22 protein-coding genes are annotated in these 18,521 nt (G+C 62.9%); 10 read left to right on the forward strand and 12 right to left on the reverse strand.

The window, feature by feature from the left end; genetic code table 11:
- Window positions 1-270, forward strand: a 270-nt coding sequence (locus D7D26_RS07225) for a transposase (RefSeq protein ID WP_147413033.1), incomplete at its 5' end; no start/stop codon positions are given.
- A gap of 124 nt (window positions 271-394) precedes the next feature.
- Here D7D26_RS07225 and D7D26_RS07230 read toward each other — a convergent pair.
- The 5 genes from D7D26_RS07230 to D7D26_RS07250 form a co-directional block, all read right to left on the reverse strand.
- Entirely contained in the window at window positions 395-2,002 is a 1,608-nt protein-coding gene (locus D7D26_RS07230; RefSeq protein ID WP_120372593.1) for a dipeptidase, read from the reverse strand.
- A gap of 91 nt (window positions 2,003-2,093) precedes the next feature.
- A complete protein-coding gene (locus tag D7D26_RS07235) occupies window positions 2,094-3,278 on the reverse strand; it encodes a deacylase (RefSeq protein ID WP_120372594.1) in 1,185 nt (394 codons plus the stop codon).
- A gap of 13 nt (window positions 3,279-3,291) precedes the next feature.
- On the reverse strand, window positions 3,292-3,477 hold the full coding sequence (locus D7D26_RS07240; protein ID WP_078015477.1) for a hypothetical protein: 186 nt from the start codon (window positions 3,475-3,477) through the stop codon (window positions 3,292-3,294).
- Window positions 3,478-3,492: 15 nt separating this feature from the next.
- The gene (locus tag D7D26_RS07245; RefSeq protein WP_120372595.1) at window positions 3,493-4,788 is read right to left on the reverse strand and encodes a citrate transporter; all 1,296 of its coding nucleotides are present in this window, start codon (window positions 4,786-4,788) and stop codon (window positions 3,493-3,495) included.
- Window positions 4,789-4,898: 110 nt separating this feature from the next.
- Entirely contained in the window at window positions 4,899-5,492 is a 594-nt protein-coding gene (locus D7D26_RS07250) for a DUF6305 family protein (protein ID WP_120372596.1), read from the reverse strand.
- On the opposite strand from D7D26_RS07250, the gene D7D26_RS12155 reads away from it, so the two are divergent.
- On the forward strand, window positions 5,491-5,739 hold the full coding sequence (locus D7D26_RS12155; RefSeq protein WP_147413057.1) for a hypothetical protein: 249 nt from the start codon (window positions 5,491-5,493) through the stop codon (window positions 5,737-5,739). The two genes, D7D26_RS07250 and D7D26_RS12155, sit on opposite strands and share 2 nt — an antisense overlap.
- 139 nt (window positions 5,740-5,878) lie before the next feature.
- On the opposite strand, the gene D7D26_RS07255 is transcribed toward D7D26_RS12155, so the two are convergent.
- A complete protein-coding gene (locus tag D7D26_RS07255) occupies window positions 5,879-6,748 on the reverse strand; it encodes a phosphoribosylaminoimidazolesuccinocarboxamide synthase (protein ID WP_120372597.1) in 870 nt (289 codons plus the stop codon).
- 251 nt (window positions 6,749-6,999) lie between these two features.
- Here D7D26_RS07255 and hydF point away from each other — a divergent pair, with 251 nt between their 5' ends.
- The 6 genes from hydF (at window position 7,000) to D7D26_RS07285 (ending at window position 11,784) form a co-directional block, all read left to right on the forward strand.
- Complete coding sequence (gene hydF, locus D7D26_RS07260) at window positions 7,000-8,211, forward strand: [FeFe] hydrogenase H-cluster maturation GTPase HydF (RefSeq protein ID WP_120372598.1); 1,212 nt, start codon at window positions 7,000-7,002, stop codon at window positions 8,209-8,211.
- Window positions 8,208-8,969 carry an ABC transporter permease gene (locus tag D7D26_RS07265; protein WP_120372599.1) on the forward strand — a complete coding sequence of 254 codons (762 nt, stop codon included), beginning with the start codon at window positions 8,208-8,210 and terminating at the stop codon, window positions 8,967-8,969. Before hydF ends, D7D26_RS07265 begins: the two co-directional genes overlap by 4 nt.
- Window positions 8,962-9,693: an ABC transporter ATP-binding protein gene (locus D7D26_RS07270; protein WP_120372600.1), complete on the forward strand. Its 732-nt coding sequence runs from the start codon at window positions 8,962-8,964 to the stop codon at window positions 9,691-9,693. Before D7D26_RS07265 ends, D7D26_RS07270 begins: the two co-directional genes overlap by 8 nt.
- Entirely contained in the window at window positions 9,690-10,373 is a 684-nt protein-coding gene (locus tag D7D26_RS07275) for a hypothetical protein (protein ID WP_120372601.1), read from the forward strand. Before D7D26_RS07270 ends, D7D26_RS07275 begins: the two co-directional genes overlap by 4 nt.
- A gap of 83 nt (window positions 10,374-10,456) precedes the next feature.
- The gene (locus D7D26_RS07280) at window positions 10,457-10,840 is read left to right on the forward strand and encodes a VOC family protein (protein WP_120372602.1); all 384 of its coding nucleotides are present in this window, start codon (window positions 10,457-10,459) and stop codon (window positions 10,838-10,840) included.
- Between the two features lie 11 nt (window positions 10,841-10,851).
- The gene (locus D7D26_RS07285) at window positions 10,852-11,784 is read left to right on the forward strand and encodes an ABC transporter substrate-binding protein (RefSeq protein ID WP_120372603.1); all 933 of its coding nucleotides are present in this window, start codon (window positions 10,852-10,854) and stop codon (window positions 11,782-11,784) included.
- 125 nt (window positions 11,785-11,909) lie between these two features.
- On the opposite strand, the gene D7D26_RS07290 is transcribed toward D7D26_RS07285, so the two are convergent.
- From D7D26_RS07290 to D7D26_RS07310, 5 genes are all read right to left on the reverse strand, one after another.
- Window positions 11,910-12,470 carry a chromate transporter gene (locus D7D26_RS07290; RefSeq protein ID WP_120372604.1) on the reverse strand — a complete coding sequence of 187 codons (561 nt, stop codon included), beginning with the start codon at window positions 12,468-12,470 and terminating at the stop codon, window positions 11,910-11,912.
- On the reverse strand, window positions 12,467-13,051 hold the full coding sequence (locus D7D26_RS07295) for a chromate transporter (protein WP_120372605.1): 585 nt from the start codon (window positions 13,049-13,051) through the stop codon (window positions 12,467-12,469). Before D7D26_RS07295 ends, D7D26_RS07290 begins: the two co-directional genes overlap by 4 nt.
- Entirely contained in the window at window positions 13,048-13,419 is a 372-nt protein-coding gene (locus D7D26_RS07300) for an ArsR/SmtB family transcription factor (protein ID WP_120372606.1), read from the reverse strand. Before D7D26_RS07300 ends, D7D26_RS07295 begins: the two co-directional genes overlap by 4 nt.
- Window positions 13,420-13,580: 161 nt before the next feature.
- Complete coding sequence (dpaL, locus tag D7D26_RS07305; RefSeq protein ID WP_120372607.1) at window positions 13,581-14,792, reverse strand: diaminopropionate ammonia-lyase; 1,212 nt, start codon at window positions 14,790-14,792, stop codon at window positions 13,581-13,583.
- A gap of 38 nt (window positions 14,793-14,830) precedes the next feature.
- Window positions 14,831-15,997, reverse strand: coding sequence for a YgeY family selenium metabolism-linked hydrolase (locus tag D7D26_RS07310; RefSeq protein WP_120372608.1), 1,167 nt, complete (start codon window positions 15,995-15,997; stop codon window positions 14,831-14,833).
- A 162-nt stretch (window positions 15,998-16,159) separates the two neighbouring features.
- Here D7D26_RS07310 and D7D26_RS07315 point away from each other — a divergent pair, with 162 nt between their 5' ends.
- Window positions 16,160-16,783 carry an HAD family hydrolase gene (locus tag D7D26_RS07315; protein ID WP_120372609.1) on the forward strand — a complete coding sequence of 208 codons (624 nt, stop codon included), beginning with the start codon at window positions 16,160-16,162 and terminating at the stop codon, window positions 16,781-16,783.
- Between the two features lie 78 nt (window positions 16,784-16,861).
- Here the strand turns inward: D7D26_RS07315 and D7D26_RS07320 are convergent, their stop codons facing one another.
- A complete protein-coding gene (locus D7D26_RS07320; RefSeq protein ID WP_120372610.1) occupies window positions 16,862-17,482 on the reverse strand; it encodes a DJ-1/PfpI family protein in 621 nt (206 codons plus the stop codon).
- Between the two features lie 202 nt (window positions 17,483-17,684).
- Between D7D26_RS07320 and ygiD the strand changes: the two genes are divergently transcribed.
- Entirely contained in the window at window positions 17,685-18,467 is a 783-nt protein-coding gene (ygiD, locus tag D7D26_RS07325) for a 4,5-DOPA-extradiol-dioxygenase (protein ID WP_120372611.1), read from the forward strand.
- The last annotated feature ends 54 nt before the right edge of the window (window positions 18,468-18,521 follow it).

Here is an 18,521-nt window from a genome sequence, read left to right on the forward strand (position 1 = left end):
GGGAGCAACGTCATCGGCGATAAGGCTTACGGTTCGCAAGCCATCAGAGAGTACATTACTTCTCGGGAGGGAAGTTACACTATCCCGCCGAAGAGCGATAATCCCGAACCGTGGTTTATAGATGAGCATGTTTACAAGGAACGACACTTGGTTGAATGTTTCTTTCAGAAAATCAAATGGTTCCGTAGAATTTTCACCCGCTATGACAAACTTGACGCTTCGTTTTTCGCTTTTGTTCTTGTTGCTGCCAGTGTTATTTTATTGAAATAATACAAGCTGAAATGTTTTTTTTAACAAGCCCTAGTATAAAACCGGCTCCCGCACCAAAACGCGCGCGAAAAATCGCCCGGCCAGTGGATTTGGCCGGGCGATCCTTTGTGCGCGGATACGTTTGTTATTTGGCGGGACGGGTGACGGGGCCGTAGCCGATGAAGTCGTTCCACTCCTGCGGATAGGGCGTGGTCTTGAAGTTGACGTAGCCGAGGGCGTATTTGCCCAGCAGCACGTCGCCGAGGGTCTGCCAGCGCTGGTTGAAGTCGACGGCGTTGGCGTAGGCGAAGTCGGTGATCAGGGAGACGGCTTCGTCGCGCTTGCCGGCCTTGATCAGCTCGGCGGCCTTGTCCTGGACCATGGGCGTCAGCACGTAGAGCGGCTGAAGTTTCTCGTCGCGGGCGGCGTGGATGTCCTTGCGGGCGTCCTGATAGTGCAGGCCGGCGATCTCCTGGACGCGGGTGTTGACCCACCAGCCGGACTTGCTGTCGTAGGGGTGGAAGCGGTCGCCGGTGTTGTAGAAATCGGGCAGCTTTCTCATGATGGGCCACAGCGGCGTGATGTAGGTGGTGTCGGAAGCGCCGTAGCCGAACCAGCTGATGCCGCGGATCTCTTCGGGCAGGTCGCCGCGGACCTGGGCGATGTGCACGTAGCAGGTGCGCATCATGTTGATGGAGCGCTCCCACGTCGAACCGGGCTTGGTCTTGCTGCTGTTGGCGAAGCGGATCGGATTGCCCCAGGGGCCGGCGGCGGGACCCTTGCTGAGGTCGTAGGGCGTGCCTCCGTACCAGTCGCCGGTGATCGTGAAGATGTCCTGAACGCTGACCTTCTTGTCGGGAACGATGGACATGGGCAGCTCCATGGCGTTGGGATCGAACGTCTTGCTGGGGGCGATCAGCGACAGCACGCGCCACTCGCGGCGCATGGCGTACAGCTCGGTGCTGGGGCAGTACGCGTCGGCAGGGCTGAAGTTCTTGCGGTCGACCTTTTTGGCGTCGACGAAGCCGTTCTTGACGGCGAAGTCGACGATGTCGGGGCAGGCCATGACGTTTTCCTTGTCGTCCAGATTCAGATTGCGCAGACGGGCGCGGTTGGCGGCCACGAAGATGTGGTCGTCGGGCATGCGCCAGGCGGCCCAGATGCCGTTGCCGTAGACTTCGAAGATCCAAACCTCGTTGCCGTCGGTGATCGGCATGGTCTCGCTGAGATCGTAGAAGCCGTGCTTCTCGACCATCTCGCCCATGACCTTGACGGCCTCGCGGGCGGTGGAAGCGCGCTCGAGGGCGATGTCCTGAAGGCTCCAGGCGTCCAGAGAGCCGACGGCGTCCTTCTCCATGATCTGCTTGACTTTGAGCGCGCGTTCGTCGGTGTCGTCCACGCCGTTGGTGGCTTCGCTCATGGCGACGCCCTTCTCGTTCATGAAGGAATAGCGGGAAGAGAAATAACGGTAGGTGTGCTTGACCTGGGGCGTCTCGTCGAGCTTCTGCTGTTCGCCCGGGTAACCGTGCTGGTCCTTGACGATCGCGCGCATGGATCCTTCGGGCCAGTCGGCCTCGGGCACGATGTACAGGCGCGAATTGGCCGTGCGCGAGTCGTCGTTGTGCGTGATCATGGCGCTGCCGTCGACGCTGGCCTTCTTGCCGACGGCGATGACGGTGCAGGCGAACGACGCCTGGGCGGTCAGCGACAGGGCGAGCAGTGCGCCGACGAGAACTTTGCGGTTCAGTTTCATAAATGAATCCCTCCTGAAAAATCATTTTCTCTCCGGCAGCCGGAGAGGGCGGTGCAAGGGCAGCCGAAAGCCGCCCGAAAAACCAGTCGCGTCAGTCGAGGAACACTTTCTTGGGATCGGCCGTGGCCGGATCGTGCAGGAACGCGCCCAGCCCCTTTTCCTTCAGGTCGGGATGGCGCGGGAACTCCACCAGCAGCTCTTTTTCGGGCTCGTCGATCAGGAAGTCGTTCATCTGGTTGATCATCTCGAGCGCGCCCGAAAGGTGACGGCCGACGCGGTCCCACATCGGGCAGCCGTCCTTGATGTCGTAGTCGCAGTAAAGCAGGCCGTGATCGGCCGCCGTCTGCAAAAATTCGTCCTTGCCGTCCATCATCAGCTTCTCGGTGATCTTGCCGGCGACGCGGTCGATGAACGGTTCCGGCGTCTCCATCAGCACCACGTAGGAGTCGCAGAAGTCGCCCGCGTCGCGGTGGCTCAGACCGCGCAGGCTCTTGGGCGAAGCTTCGCACTTCATCGGGAACTCGGAAGCCGTCAGCACCATCGAAGCCATCATGGCCATGTCCAGCGAACGGTCGTGGGCCACGTAGGTGGCGACCACGGGGTACATCAGCGACGCTTCGTGGGAATCGACGAACAGCGTGATGTTCTCCCTGCGGTTCACTTCCATGATCGCCCAGGTCAGCTGCTCGGTCAGGTTGCCGTCGGGGCGGCCGGGATAGGTGCGGTTGAGGTTGCGCGAGTCGGTGTAGTCGAGGTTCTGTCCCGAAGGATAGTGCACGTAGGTGAACGGGTCGGGCCACTGATCGACGGGCGCCGTGTTGCGGTCGCCGATGCGGTAGCGGCGCAGGCCGTGATCGGTCTCCACGTGGAAGAACTTGGGATAGGCGTTGCCCAGCATGCCCACGGTGGAGGCGCTGTAATTGGCATGCGGCGCGATCAGCACGCGGCCTTTTTTGACCTTGATGTTTTCCATCATCACGTAGGCCGACATCGACGTGGCCGGCTCGTAAGGGTGCGTGCCGCCGAGGTAGAACATGCTGCCGCCGGGCACGCCCGAGTCGAACACGTAGACGGGGGTGTCCACGCCCGTGCCCTTGATCGGCGGGAACCAGTCGGAGAGCATCTTCTTCTCCGTGAACGAATCGGAAACGACCACCTGTTCCTTGTAGTTGCGAAGCTCCAAAAATTCTTTGCCGCCCAGCCAGGCCATGACGCCCGCGACGGCGAGGAACGCCAGCTTGCGCGCGACGGCGCCTTTTTCGTAGTTGAAAGCCATTGTGTCCGTCCTCCTACTTGATGCGCAGCGCGCGCAGGATGAAGGGGATCAGCGTGTACGCGTAGACGATGTCGTAAACGATCGAGCGGCGCGTTTTCCTGAAAAACAGCCCCCTCAGCAGGACGAGGCCGCAGATTCCGGCCATGCCGAAGTAGATGTAGTGGATGATCTCATTGGCGTTGCGCATGAATTCGTCCATGTTCAACCATCCTCCCTAGTAAACGATGAGCCAGCTCAGCTTGTTGGCGTAGATCAGCATGAGCACGGCGACGACGGCCATGAAGATGCAGGGGACGAGAATGGCCCCAAGGAACGATATGTAGCTGCCCTTGTAGCCCGAAACGTCGACCGCGACGCGGCCGGAGATGCGCGAGGGCGGCAGGCAGTCGCCCAGCGGGTAGAGCAGGCTCAGCGCCGTGGCGATGATCGTCACGTTGACGCCGACCGAGTTGAACAAAAAGATCAACGGCGTGCCGAGGATGATGCCGCTGCTGTAGCTCAGCGAGCCCTGCGCGAGGGGCAGCACGAACGGCGCGAAAACGTAGATCAGCACCACCGGCAGCGTCACGAATGTGATCGCGATCAGGCCGCGCACGCCCGTGGCGGTCATGATGTTGACCAGCACGCCGACGCTGATGACCGTCGCCAGCAGCGGGAACACCTGCTCCGACGTGTTGGCGAGCACCTCGTACCAGCGCTTGAAGCCGCTCCTTTTGGGCGAGACCAGCACGGCCACCAGCGTGCTGATCAGGAAGATCAGCGGGATGCCCAGCGTCGGGATGCTGAAAGCCGCGTACTTGGAAAGCAGCAGCAGCACGATGAAGACAGCCAGCGGCGCGAGGATGCGGAACCAGTTCATGCCCGCCGGTGCTTCGGGCAGCTCGGCCAAAATCTGTTCCTTGGATTCGGGCTTGCCGCCGCGCAGCAGATAGAACACCGTGAAAACCGTGATGAGGACGATCGGCGCCAGCAGCGGCACGTCGAAACCGACGTAGGGCATGTTGGCCTGGGCGCACATCAGCATCACCCACAGGTTGATGGGCGGCGCTACGGCGGCCAGCATCGAAGTGACGTAGATGAAGGCGACGATCTTCCTGTCACCGATGCCCATGAAGCGCAGCACCGTCGCGACCATGCCGCCGACCACGAACATGGAGACGCTGCCCGCGCCGGTCAGCGCGCCGGGGATCAGCATGATCACCGCCAGCAGAAAGAAGAGCACCCATTTGGAGCCGTAGAAGCGCTCCACCATCTTGCGCACGAGCGCGTCCATGGCGCCCGTCTCGGAGTAGAAATTGATGAAGATCGAGGCGGTCAGGAACGTGAAGGCCACGTCGAAATACGTGAACGTTCCCTCCACGAAAAGGCGGACGGGGAACCCCAGACCGCCGGCCAGCGCTCCGGCGATGGCCGTGACGACCATGGAAAGCTCGGGCGATTTCAGCTTCCAGCTGGCCAGGGCGAAGACGATCACCATGACCGCCAGAACCATAGAAGTTTCGGCGTACATTACGAACCTCCTGTCACAATAAAGAGCGCTCGATCGGCGACGCGGGGGGAAACGAAAACTTCTCTCTCACAGGCCGGGATCCAGCGCTCAGCTTCTGGTGCCGCGAAATTCTACTTGGCGTACATCATCTTGACGAATTCGCCCAGATCCATGGCGCTGTCAAGATAGGTGATGGGGATGTTCTTTTCCTTGGCGAGGTTCGTGAACTTGCCGTCGGCGTCGCCTTCCTTGTTGACCACGATCTGGTCGGCCAGAGGGATGATGGCGTCGATGGAACGCTCGTCGGCGCTGCCGGGCTTGCCGCGGCGGGCTTTGCCTTCGATGTGGGCGGCGATGACCTGGATGCCCAGCTCCTTGGCCTTGGCCATCATCGCGTCCAGACGGACGATCTCCTGATCGATGGTGATGCCGGAAGCGCCCAGCCCCTTGGCGGACGAGCCGATCACCACGACCATGGTCTTGAAGCCGCCGGCGACCAGGTCTTCGGGCTTGGGTTCGGCGTTGTAGGTCAGGTCTTCCACGGCCTTGGCGCGGCGGATCAGCAGACGGCCCATCTTGCCTCCGGGGCCCTGCCCGGCGTTGGTCACCAGCAGCGGCAGATCGCCCTTGGGCGCTTCGGCGCCGGTCACGGCGGCGAACGAGCCCGCCGCCAGCGCAAGGCACAGCAGCATGGTCACAAGCAGCGACAACGAAATCTTCTTCATGAAAAAAGCCTCCTCACAAAAAATTGCGGTCAAACTTTTTCCCGACGCCGTTTCACCGGGAAATCGCCGCAGCCTACACTACAGCATACTGAACTTTTATAAAGCGAAAATGCTTTTTCATCAAGAAGAAAATCAATGTAATATTGTATACTCGCAACGGCGTCGCGCGTCTTTTGAGCGTTGTCGGGAACGCAAATCGAACAAAAACGTACAAAATTTTGTCGGCGTCGGGCGGAAGCTTTTGTAAATCATGGGAGTGAAATTGACGAGGCTTTGAGTTCATGAAATTTTTCGAGTTTTGTTCGCGCGCGAAACGAACGGCAAACTATAAAAAATATCCGAGCTTCTTCCGCTGCGGAAGAAGCTCGGATATTTTTTGCCGCCGTTTAAAGTTCTTGGCCGGTAAGAAGCTTATAGGCTTCTTTGTACTTGCCGATCGTCTTTTCGACGACGTCGGGCGGCAGCGTGCCGTCGTTGCCGGGATGGGCCTTGTACCAGTCGCGGGCGAACTGCTTGTCGAACGACGGCTGCCCGTGCCCCGGCTCGTAACCTTCCAGCGGCCAGAAACGGCTGCTGTCGGGCGTGAGCATTTCGTCGCCGAGCACGACGCGGCCGTTCTCGTCGACGCCGAACTCGAACTTGGTGTCGGCGATGATGATGCCGCGCGACAGCGCGTAGGCGGCGCACTTCTCGTAAAGGGCGACCGTGTTGTCGCGGATCGTGCGCGCGTACTCCTCGCCGCGGCCGGGGAAGGCCTTTTCGAGCAGCGCCGCGCTCCGCGCGAAGTCGATGTTCTCGTCGTGATCGCCGATCTCGGCCTTGGTGCTGGGCGTGAAGACCGGCTCGGGCAGCTTCTGGCACTCTTTCAGCCCCGCGGGCAGCCGGACGCCGCAGACGGCCCCGTCCTTTTGGTAACTGGCCCAGCCGCTGCCGGTGATGTAACCGCGCACGATGCACTCCACGGGGATCATCTTCAGTTTTTTGCACAGCATGGCGCGGCCCTGGAAGCGGGGCGCGCGGAAGAACTCCGGCATCGCCGCGTTGTCGGTGCTGATCATGTGGTTGGCGACGATGTCCCGTGTGAAGTCGAACCAGAACCGGCTCATCTGCGTGAGCACGGCGCCCTTGCCGCGCACCTCGTTCCTGAGGATGATGTCGAAGACGCTGATGCGGTCGGTGGCGACCATGACGAGATTTTCGCCGAGGTCGTAGATCTCGCGGACTTTCCCTTCTTTTACGGGCACGAACTGCTGCATCGTTTGTATCACTCCTGATTTTTAAGGATGAAAAATCTTAATTTCAGCGTTCAGTATAAAGCAATTTCCGCAGGACACAAGAGATAAATAAGAAATGCGAATGAAAATTTTATGCATCCGCGCCGCGCGGAACGCCGGGCGCGTTGCTCTTTGGCCGCGCAGATTCTATAATGGGGCCGATTCCACCGGCGGCGCACGACGGCGCGCCGCCGCGGCTGAAAAGATCCTTTCAGCGGAAGGGAGCGAGTCCAATGAGTCTGAACGAAACGCCGCGTTCGGAGCGGCTGCACATCGGCATTTTCGGGCGGCGCAACAGCGGCAAGTCGTCGCTGATCAACGCGCTGACCGGCCAGAAGGCCGCCATCGTCAGCGACGTGCCGGGCACCACCGCCGACCCGGTCTACAAGGCCATGGAGATCCGCGGCGTCGGCCCAGCGGTGCTGATCGACACGGCCGGCTTCGACGACGAAGGCGGGCTCGGCGCGCTGCGCGTGGGCAAAACGCGCGAGGCCGCCGACCGCACCGACGTGGCGCTGATGGTCTTTGCCGGCGCCGCATGTCCCGAAGAGCTGGAATGGGTCGGTCTGCTGAAAGCGAAAGGCGTCCCCGTGATCGCCGTTCTGAACAAGATCGACCGCATGAGCGACGGCGAGCGGGAGGCGGCGCTGCGAAGCCTCAAAGCCGCGACCGGATCCGACGCCGTGCCCGTCAGCGCCGCGAACGGCGAAGGCGTAGCGGCGCTGCGCGAGGCGCTGCTGACGGCGCTGCCCGAGCGGGAAGACCTGAGCATCACCGGCTCGCTGTGCCGCGCCGGCGACACGGTGGTGCTGGTGATGCCTCAGGACATCCAGGCGCCGAAAGGGCGTCTGATCCTGCCGCAGGTGCAGACGATCCGCGAGCTGCTCGACAAGAAATGCCGCGCTCTCTGCGCGACATCCGACGGTTTTGCCTCGGCGCTGGCGTCGCTGAAGGAGCCTCCGGCGCTGGTGATCGTCGATTCGCAGACGTTCGCCGAAATTTACCCGCAGGTCCCGCCGGGCGTAAAGCTGACGTCGTTCTCGATCCTGTTTGCCGGCTACAAGGGCGACATCGCCGCCTTCGCCGCCGGGGCGCGGACGCTGGAAAAACTGACCGGGCGGTCGCGCGTGCTGATCGCCGAAGCCTGCACGCACGCGCCTTTGGAAGAGGACATCGGCCGCGTCAAGATCCCGCGCCTGCTGCGCAAACGTTTCGGCGCGGGGCTGACGATCGATTTCGCGCGCGGCGTCGATTTTCCCGCCGATCTGGGCGGCTACGACCTCGTCGTCCATTGCGGCGCCTGCATGTTCAACCGCCGTTTCGTGCTGGCCCGCATCGCCGAAGCGCGCCGGCAGGGCGTGCCCATCACCAACTACGGCATCGCGCTGGCGTGGCTGACGGGCATCCTCGACAAGGTTAGTCTCGACGCGGAGGTTCGCCCATGAGCCGTCGGATTTTCGCCAAGCGCTGCGTCCTGCCGGCGCTGCTGTACGCGCTCTGGTGGTGGGGGAGCGCCCGTCAGTGGTGGAGTTCGTACGTGCTGCCGTCGCCCGCGCAGGTGTGGCGCGCTTTCTGGTCGATGACATGCAGCGGCGCGTTGCTCGGCGATCTATGGGCCAGCGTGCGCCGCGTTGCCGTCGGCTTTTCCATCTCCTTTGCCTTGGCGTTCGCGTTGGGGTTGGCGTCGATCTGGACGCGGCGCACCGAGTACTACGGGCACCTCGTCGAGTTCTTGCGCCACGTGCCGCCGCTCAGTCTGATCCCGCTGCTGATCCTCTGGTTCGGCATCGGCGAAAAGTCCAAGACCGTGCTGATCGTGCTGGCGACGTTTTTCCCCATCTACATGAGCGTCCACAAGGGGTTCGTCACCGCCAACAGGAAGCTGATGGAGGTGGGGCGCACGATGGGATTCTCCAAATGGCGGCTGTTCTCGCGCATCATGTTTCCCTGCGCCGTGCCCGACATTCTCGTGGGCATGCGCATCGGCATCGGCTACAGCTGGCGCGCCATCATCAGCGCGGAGATGATCGCCGCCGCCAGCGGGCTCGGCTACATGATCCTCGACGCCCAGCAGATGTCGCGTTCCGACAAAGTCGTGGCCGGCGTCTTCGTGATCGGCCTCGTCGGTTATCTGACCGACGCGGCGCTGGCGGCGCTGATCGCCCGCGTCGCGCCCGGAGCGGGAGGCGACGGCGTTGGCTAAGTACGAGATCGTCGGTCTGCGCAAAAGCTTCGCCCTCGGCGGCGAAAAGCTGCCCGTGCTGCGCGGGCTGGACCTGACGCTGGAAGACGGGGACTTCGTGGTCGTGGCCGGCCGCAGCGGCTGCGGCAAGACCACGCTGCTGCGCATCCTCGCCGGGCTGGAGTCCTACGAGGGCGAGGTGCGCGCCCCGGAGCGCGCCCGCGTCGGCATGGTCTTTCAGGAGCCGCGCCTGATGCCGTGGCTGAACGTGTACGACAACGTGGCCTTCGGCGTCGAAAAGCCCGAAAGGGCGCGCATCATGGAGCTGATCCGCGCCGTTCGCCTCGACGGCTTCGAGAACGTCAGGCCGGCGCAGCTTTCCGGCGGCATGCAGCACCGCGCCGCGCTGGCCCGCGCGCTGGCGCTCGACCCCGGCGTGCTGCTCATGGACGAACCGTTCGCGGCGCTCGATTACTTTACGCGCATGACCATGCAGGAACTGCTCGTCGAACTGTACCAACGCACCGGCGTCACCGTGGTTTTCGTCACTCACAGCATCGACGAGGCGCTGCTGCTCGGGCGCCGGATCGTCGTCCTCGACCGCGGCGTCATCGACGCTCGCTACGACCTCGGCTCACTGCCCTATCCGCGCGATCTTTCGCTGCCCGAAGTGGGCAGGCTGCGCCGGGAGATCCTCGCGCGCATCATGAATCAGACTCTTAACAGGAAAGAGGGGAAAAGATGAAAAAATATTTATGGCTGTGTCTGTTCTGGCTTGTGTCCGCCGCGCCCGTCCGGGCGGTCCCCGCGCCGCTGGAGCGGCTGCGCGTCGCCTTCGCGCCGGGCGCGGAGCGTCTCTCCGTGCTGGCCGCCGCGCCGGAACCGCTGTGGCGCGACCATCTCGGCCTGCCGGTGGAGAAAGTTTTCTGCGCCGGCGACGAAGAGCAGCTGACGGCTCTGGCCGAAGGGCGCGTCCACATCGTCGCTTCGATCCGCGCCTCAAAAGTCTTCGCGGCTGCCGCCCGGGGCCAGGCGCTGCGCATCGTCACCGTCGCCTGCCGCCCGCGGCCGGAACGTGCCGGACACACGGCGGAAGACGACGAACTGGTCTCCGTCACGACCGGCCAGTTCATCATGGATCACAACGACGCCGTGCGCGATTTCATGGACGCGCAGGCCGACGCGGCCGAATGGCTGGAACGGGATGGAGAAGCGGCGGCGCTTCTGGCGCGGGCTGCCGGTCTTGACGCCGCTCGGGGCGAAGAACTGCGCCGCGGGCGTTCCTTCTCGCCGCAGCTGACCGACAAGGATTTCGACGCGCTCACGCGCACGCAGGCGCGCCAAAGAGCGCTCGGCCTCGCCGGGCCGCAGGCCCTGCGCTCGTTTATTTACTATCGTCAGCTGCGCCTGCTGACGCCCAGCTGATGCAGCGAATGATCTCCGGAGGAGATCGTGCAGCTGCAAAAAATCGCGCCGCAGCGCGGCGCTCGCGCAAAGGAGGTTATCCCATGCGCATCATGGACTTTGATCATCTCGTTCTCACCACGGCCGACCCCGAAGCCTGCCGCCGCTTCTACTGCGGCGCGCTCGGCATGGAGTATCGCGAGCGGGACGGGCGCGGCGCCTTCCATTTCGGCGCCCGCAAGATCAACGTTCACACCCGCCCCGCCGAGTTCCTGCCGGCGGCGGAACGTCCCCTCCCCGGCAGCCTCGACTTCTGCCTGATCACGACGGACGACATCGAAACCGTCAAAGCCGAACTCGTCGCCAAAGGCGTGTCCATCGTCGCGGGCGTTGTCGACAGGAACGGCGCCCGCGGTCCGATGCGGAGCGTTTACGCGCGCGACCCCGACGGCAATCTCGTAGAGATCGCCCAGTACGCTCATCGATAAGGGGGCCGACGATGAACGGACGTCTGAAAGAATGTGCCGCCGCGCTGCTGCTGGCGCTTGCCTCCCTGCCCGCGCGCGCTGACGGCAAGATCGCCGTAACCTACATCACGCCGCCGCTCAACGTCCCCTCCATGGTCGAGAAACGCCTCGGACTGTTCGCAAAGCATTTCGGCCAGCCCGTGGAATACGTCGTCCTCAGGAACGGGCCCGAGCAGGCCCACGCTCTCGCCGCCGGCGACGTTCAGTTCCTGCCCGCGGCCGGCTCCACCAACGTCTTCCTGTCGGCGGCCAGCGGCGCGCCGTTCAGGATTCTCGGCATCTTCGCGCGCTCGCCGCGGAGTTTCAAGATCCTCGCGCCCAAGGATTCGCCGCTGGCGCGTCCCGAAGATTTGCGCGGCAGAACCGTCGCCGGGCCGCGCGGCACCATCCTGCACGAACTGCTCGCCCTCTGGCTGGCCGAAGCCGGCATGACCGTCAAAGACGTGGAATTCGTCTCCATGAACGTGCCCGCGGCGGCGGCCGCTCTCGCCGCCGGCAGGGTCGACGCCGCGCTCGTCACCGGCGTGCCGGCCTGGCGGATGGCCCGCGACGGCTACACGGTGCTGCGCGACGGCGACGGGCTGGTCGGCGGCGAAGTGCTTTCCGTCACCACGGAAGCGATGCTGCGCGACCATCCCGACCTGGTGGAAAAATTCCTCGCCGCCCGTCGCGAGACGCTGCGATGGATCGCCGATCATCGCGGCGAGGCCGTGCGCATCGCCGCCGAGGAACTGGACCTGAGCCGCGAAGACGTGGAAGCGCAGCTGCCGCTCTACGATTTCTCCATGGAGATCACTCCCGCCGACGCCGCGGGACTGCAGCGCACCGTCGACTTCATGGCCGCGCAGGGCATGATGGAGCGCGCCGTCGACGTGCGCAGCCTGTTCGCCGCGCCGCGGCCGTGAAAACGCGGGGACGCGAATCCCCGCTCGTCGAAAAATCCCCTGCAGCCTGGCGACTGCAGGGGATTTTTTTGCGCATGCGATACTGACGTTGATTTTCAGTTGAAAGCCGTAATTGAAAATCGGTGTCAGGATCCGTATGCGGCGATGCCGAGGAAGGCTGACAGAATGATCAGAGCGATCGGCGATATTCTCCGCCGATGCGGCAGGATGGGGAAGAAAAACGCTGCCGCCAAAAGGGCCGAAAGAGCCATGGCCTTTACGTCGGCTCCGCCCGCCTCCTTGTGCAGGCAGTTATGAACGGTCATGCTGACGCCGGCCGCGAGGACGACGCCGATCACGGCCGGTTTCAGGCCGGATAGGACGGCCTGGAAACGTCGGTTGCGGAACGCGGCGCTGAAGAAGCCCATGACCAGCAGGATCATGACGAAAGACGGCAGCACGACGGCGGCAGTGGCGACAAGCGCTCCCGGAATGCCGGCCTGTTGGCTGCCGACGCAGGTCGCCAGATTGACCATAATGGGGCCGGGCGTGCTTTCGCTGACGGCGATCCAGTAGCTCAGTCGCTCCTCGCTGAGCCAGCCGTAAGACAGAACGACGTCGCGGATGAGAGGGATGGCTCCGTAGGCGCCGCCGAAAGCGAAAAAGCCCACCTTGAGAAAAGCGCACAGCAGATCGGCAAGGATCATTTTTCTTCTCTCCCGGCGCGGAGAAGGTTTCCCGCTGAAAACAGCGCGAGGCTCAGCAGAGCGGCGCACGACAGGAGCGCGATCGAAGAAATTTTCAGCGCGAAAATTTCCGACGCTCCCATGGTTAAGAACGCGCCGGCCATGAACAGGCGGGGGCGCGCCTTTTTCGGCATCTTCCGGACCATGCGGATCCCCGCGTCCAAAACAAGAAGGCCGACAGACAGCTTGATGCCCCGAAACGCGGACGACACGGCTTTTATCGCGAGAAAGCGGTCGAAGCGGGAGGCGATGAGATAGATCACCGCAAAAGACGGCAGCACGATTCCCAGCGTCGCCGCCAGCGCGCCGCTCAGACCGGCCTGGCGGTAACCGACGAAGGTGGCGCAGTTGATGGCGATCGGTCCGGGCGTCGACTCGGCGATGACGACGACGTTCATCATCTCGTCGTGAGTGATCCAGCCTTCCCGCTCGACGCAGAGATGTTCAATCAGAGAGATCATGGCATAGCCGCCGCCAAACGTGAAAAAACCGACTTTCATGAAGACGAGCAGCAGCCTGAGCAGAATGCCGGGCTTTTTCATTGTCTCTCCTCCTTCGTCTCGCGCTCGCCGGCAGTTGAAAAGTCCGATCGACAACGAGCGCCCGCGTTTTGGCGGTTCCGTTCGTCGGGCGGGCACGTCCGTTCGACGGCGGCGGCCAGGTCTCCGATTTCCCGGGCCAGATCTTGAAGGGTCCGACGATCGACGTCGTAATGCATAAAATATCCCCGCCTCTGTCCGATGACGATGCCGGCCTCCCGCAGCACTTTCAGATGCTGGGATACGGCGGCTTCGGAAAGATCCAGCTCGCGGGCCAGCGCGCGTACGCAACGGCGATGTTCGAGCAGCAGCCTGACGATTTTCAGGCGCGTCCCATCCGCAAGCGCTTTGAAAAGAACCAGATGATCCATTTTGCACGCTCCTTTAATTAAGTGTCTGCTTAATTAAATTTTAGCGGGAGCTTCCGATGAAGTCAACGATAAAAACGTGGCGGATACAAACCGGGCTGCGGCGAAAGACTTTTCCCTTCGCCGCAGCCCGGTCGTACAGGTTTTCGATTTAACCTTATCGATCAAGAAACCGAACGGTTCCGCGCAAACGCGCCGTCCCAGACGATGCGGCGGTAGTTGGCGCGGTCGGTAGCGCCTTCGGTGGAAAAGCAGAGCACGCGCGAGTTTTCGTCGAGGCGCAGCTGCTCCTTGAGCCATTTCAGCCCGGGGCTGCGCAGGACCTCGGTCACCAGGCCGAAGGCGGAAGCGCCGCTTTCGCCGGAGATCACGCGCGGATCGCCGGGCAGCGGCGCGCCGAGGATGCGCATACCCTGCGCGGCCGGGTAGTCGGGCATGGAGACGAAGTTGTCGGCGCAGCGCCGCAGCAGCTCCCAGGCCGTCATGCCCGGCACGCCGCAGGCCAGCCCGGCCATGATCGTGCGCATGTCGCCGTTTACGGCATGGATCTTGCCGTCCCGCGCCGCGGCGGTGCGGTAGATGCAGTCGGCCTGATTCGACTCGACGATGGTGACGATCGGGCGTTCCGCGCCGTACAGATTGGCGAAGAACGCCGCCGCCGCGGCCGGCATGGAACCGACGCCGGCCTGCAGGAACACGTGCGTGGGCTTTTTGCCGCCCAGCTGCTCCGCCGTCTCCAGCGTCATGGTCAGATAGCCCTGCATGATCCGCAGAGGGATCTCCTCGTAGCCCGGCCAGGAAGTGTCCTGCACCAGCGTCCAGCCGTTCTTCGCGGCGGTATCGCGGGCCAGCGCCACGGTATCGTTGTAATTGAATTCCGTAATCGACGCGTCGGCGCCTGTCCTGCGGATGTTCTCGAGGCGCTCGGCGGCGCTGCCCTTGGGCATGTAAACGACGCAACGCTGTTTCAGCTTGGCGGCCGTCCAGGCCACGCCGCGGCCGTGGTTGCCGTCGGTGGCGGTGACGAAGGTGGAGCCGTCGATCTTCGCCAGCACTTCGGGGCTGGTCAGCTCCGCGAAGGTCAGCGAATCGGGATCGAGCCCGAGCCGTTCGGCGACGCAGCGGCCGAGGCAGTAGCTGCCGCCGAGCACTTTGAAAGCGTTGAGGCCGAAGCGGTAGCTTTCATCTTTGACGTGCAGCGAAGCGATCCCCAGTTCGCGCGCCAGATGCGGCAGGTCGGCCAGCGGCGTGGGGGCGTACTCGGGAAAGCTGCGGTGGAAGGCGCGCACCTTCTCGGCCTGAGCCGGACCGAATTGTTCCGCCGCCGCGGCGCCGGCGCCGCGCTCGTAATGAACCGCCTTGAACAGTGCCTCCATTTTCGTTCCTCCTTGAATGAACATCCTCGCGCCCTTTTTCAGAGCGTCTCGATCAGATGGGTATAGAAGCAGCACGCCTCTTCGACTTTTGCGAGAGCGCAGCGTTCGTCGGTCATGTGCGCCAGTTTGTATTCGCCGGGACCGAAGCCGATCGTGGGCACGCCCATCGCCACGGGAACGACGGCGTTGGTGCCAAAATCCCAGAAGTCGTAGCGGGCGGGCGCTTCGCCGAACGTCTTTTCATACGCGGCGTTACAGGCGAGCGTGAGCGGGTGGTTCTCGCCGATCTTCCAGGGATCGTGCTCGGGCCGATAGACGAGCCGCGCTCCGTTCCAGCTGGTGTGGATCAGCGTGCCGGGTTCGACGGAAGCTCGTTTGCCGGCGGCCAGCGCCGCCAGTTCCGTCGCGACCTGCGCGGTGGTCTCGCCGAGGCGCAGGCGCCGGTCGAGATAGATCTCGCAGCGGTCGGGCACGGCGTTCAACGACGCCGTCTGGCAGGAGATGTGCGACAGCACGATGGTGCCACCGCCGTTCTCGCGCAGTGCGGCGTTGAGGGCTTCGACGCGCTGGATGATCTCCGCCATCTCGTAGACGGCGTTGACGCCCTTTTCGGGCGCCGAGCCGTGCGCCGAAACGCCGTGCGTGACGAGGCGCGCCTGCACTTTGCCGGTGTGCCCGAGCGTGATCACGTTGTCGGACGGCTCGCAGATCACGCAGAAGTCGGGCCTGACGCCGCTGTCGCGGTAAAAATGTTCGAGGCAGACGCCGTCGCAGTACTCCTCGCAGACGGAGCCTGTCACCCAGACGGTCTTGCCTTCGAGCAGGTCGAGCTTTTTCGCCGCTCCCGCCGCGCAGATCGACGCGGTCAGGCCGCCTTTCATGTCCACGGCGCCGCGGCCGTAGAGCATGCCGTCCTCGATCTCGCCGGCAAAGGGCGGATGCTTCCATTCGTCTGCGTTCTCGGCCAGCACGGTGTCCATGTGCGAATCGAAGTGGATCACCCTGCCGCCGCAGCCGACGCGGCCGCAAACGTTGCCCGCGGCGTCGACGTAGGCCTCATCATACCCCAGTTCCTTCATTTTGGCGAGGAGTTTCTGCGCCAGTTCGCCCTCCTGATCGGAATAGCTGCGCGTTTTCACGGTCGCGACGTAAAAATCCAGCAGGTCGCGGCGGTGCGTTTCGTTCCAGAATTTCTGAGCGATCATAAAAAAGCCCCCTTCGCGGATGATGTTCCCCGAACTGAATCAAGTATATTGATTTCCGCGCCGTAAAGTATCACAATAGAAGCGAAAAATGCAGCGTCATTGCGCAAAAACTTCCCCAACCGGTATGAGAGCGCATTGTGCAGAAAGATTCGGAGGAAGACCATGAGGCCCGCCAGGGAATACCGCAACATCGTTTTCGACATGGGACACGTGCTGTCCGAGTACGACTCGCGCCGCGCCATCGCGCGGTTCACGGACGACGAGGCCGTGATCAAGGAGATCCGTTACGTGCTGTACTGCTCCTGCGAGTGGCAGATGCTCGATGCGGGGCTCATCGACGAGGACACGGCGCTGCGGTACACGCTGCGCCGCCTCAGCTCCGACGCCGTGCGAGAGATCGCGCGGAAAAGCTTCGAGCACTGGGAGGATTACAACCTGTGGCCCAAGCCCGGCATGGAAGAAGTGGTCAAAGCCGTCAAAGCGCGCGGCCAGAACGTCTACGTGCTTTCCAACGCGGGGATGCGCCTGACGCAGTGCTGGCGGCGCGTGCTACCCTGCCCGGATCTGTACGACGGCGTCGTCTTCTCCGCGCCGGAACGGTGCGTCAAGCCGCAGAAATGGATCTATCGGCTTTTTTTCGAGCGCTACGGCCTGGACCCGGCCGACTGCCTCTTCATCGACGACCTGCCATGGAACGTGCAGGGGGCCGTCGACTGCGGCATGGACGCCTGGCAGTTCGCCAGCGGCGACGTGGCCGAACTGCGCCGCGTGCTGGAGCTGGATTGAAAAACTTCCGCGCCGCCGCGCGAATAAAAACGAGCGGCCGCTCGCACGTCATACGGTTGTTGATCGGCGGAACGGAGGTTACCTTTCGAAAGACTTCATCAACGCGGCGAAGTATTCGGGTTCTCCGGTAGAAAAATAGTCGTACCACGCGCTTACGGTCGCTGGCGAATAGAGGGCCAACCGTTCGATGATATATCTTGCCCAGAGCAGGGAGCCTGCCGAGCCGGCCGTTATCAGATTCCCGTCGCAAACGGCCGGGACGTGCCTGTAATGAGCCAGGCCGCCGTAATTCTTAGCCAGTCCGCTCAGGAAGGACGGCGAGTTGCTGGTATGCTCCCTGTCGTTCAGGATCCCCCGCTCGGCCAATCCCAATGTCGCGCCGCAGATCGCCGCGACTACGGCGTTTTTTTCGACCAGAGCGGCCGCTAGATCGAGCGCTTCTTTTTGTTCTTCTTTCAGCCACGCGTCTCCGCCGATCAGCAGCAAGGCGGAGACGCTGTTTCCGTCGATCTCTTTCAGCGCGGCGTCTGGGACGATCGTCAGTCTGCCTGCGGTATGAACGGGATTTTTTGAATTCGAAACGGTGAGAAGTTCGTATTTTTTCTCGGGCAGCATCTTCTGCAGCGACAGCCCCTGCAGCGCATAACCGTGCTCCCAGTCCGCCATTGCCTCGCATAAATACATGCATATTTTTTTCATTCGCGTTCGCTTCTCTCTGGATAAAATGTATGCTTATAATAACATGTCAGGCAATTTTGCCGCAACATGTTCATGGACAGGGAATCTGAACGCCGGCCGGTCCAGAAGCGTTTGAAAAATTTTCTTGTAAGGCTGCCCGCGGCGGGCTATGATCCGGGCAGGTCCAAAATTCGAATGGAATTCATTTGAAGGAGTCATTCACATGAAACGAATGCCCGCGGTTTTCCTCGGTCACGGCGATCCGATGATCGCGCTGGCCGACAACGAGCTGACGCGCCGCTTCCGCGCGCTGGGGGAGCGGATCGTCGCCGGATTCGGCCGGCCGAAAGCGATCCTGGCGGTCTCCGCCCATTGGTACAACGCGCGCACGTTCGTGCAGACCGATCCCGAGCCGCGTCAGGTCTACGACATGACGGGCTTTCCGAAAGAATTGTACGAGCTGAAGTACCCCGTCCGCGGCGACGCGGGGCTGAGCGCCCGCGTGCTGGCCGCGCCGGGGCTCGACGCGCGCGTCGACGACAGCTGGGGCGTCGACCACGGCGTGTGGTCGGTGCTGGTGCACGTGTTCCCCGAAGCCGACGTGCCGGTGGTGCAGCTGAGCGTGAACCGCTTTCTGGACGCATCGGCGTCCTACGAAGCCGGCAAAAAGCTGGCCTTCCTGCGCGATGAGGGCTATCTGATCCTCGCCAGCGGCAACGTGGTGCACAATCTGCGCCGCGTGGACTGGGACAACCCCGCCGGAACGCCCGAGGCGGACGCTTTCGACGAGTGGATCCGCGCGCAGGTGGAGGCGCGACGTGACGACGCCGTGATCGACTACAGGCGGCACGAGGACGCGGCCTACGCCGTTCCGTCGCCCGATCACTTCCTGCCGCTGCTTTACGCGCTGGGCGCGTCGGCCGGCGAAAAGCCTTGCGCGTTCAACGCCGTGCGCACGCTGGCCGCCATTTCGATGACCAGCTATGCCTTCGGCATGGATGCTTGAGCTGTGCCGCCCGAAAATCTTTCGATACAAAATATCCAGCCTTCGCGTACGCGC

Source organism: Pyramidobacter sp. CG50-2 (assembly GCF_003612005.1).
Taxonomy (GTDB): Bacteria; Synergistota; Synergistia; order Synergistales; family Dethiosulfovibrionaceae; genus Pyramidobacter.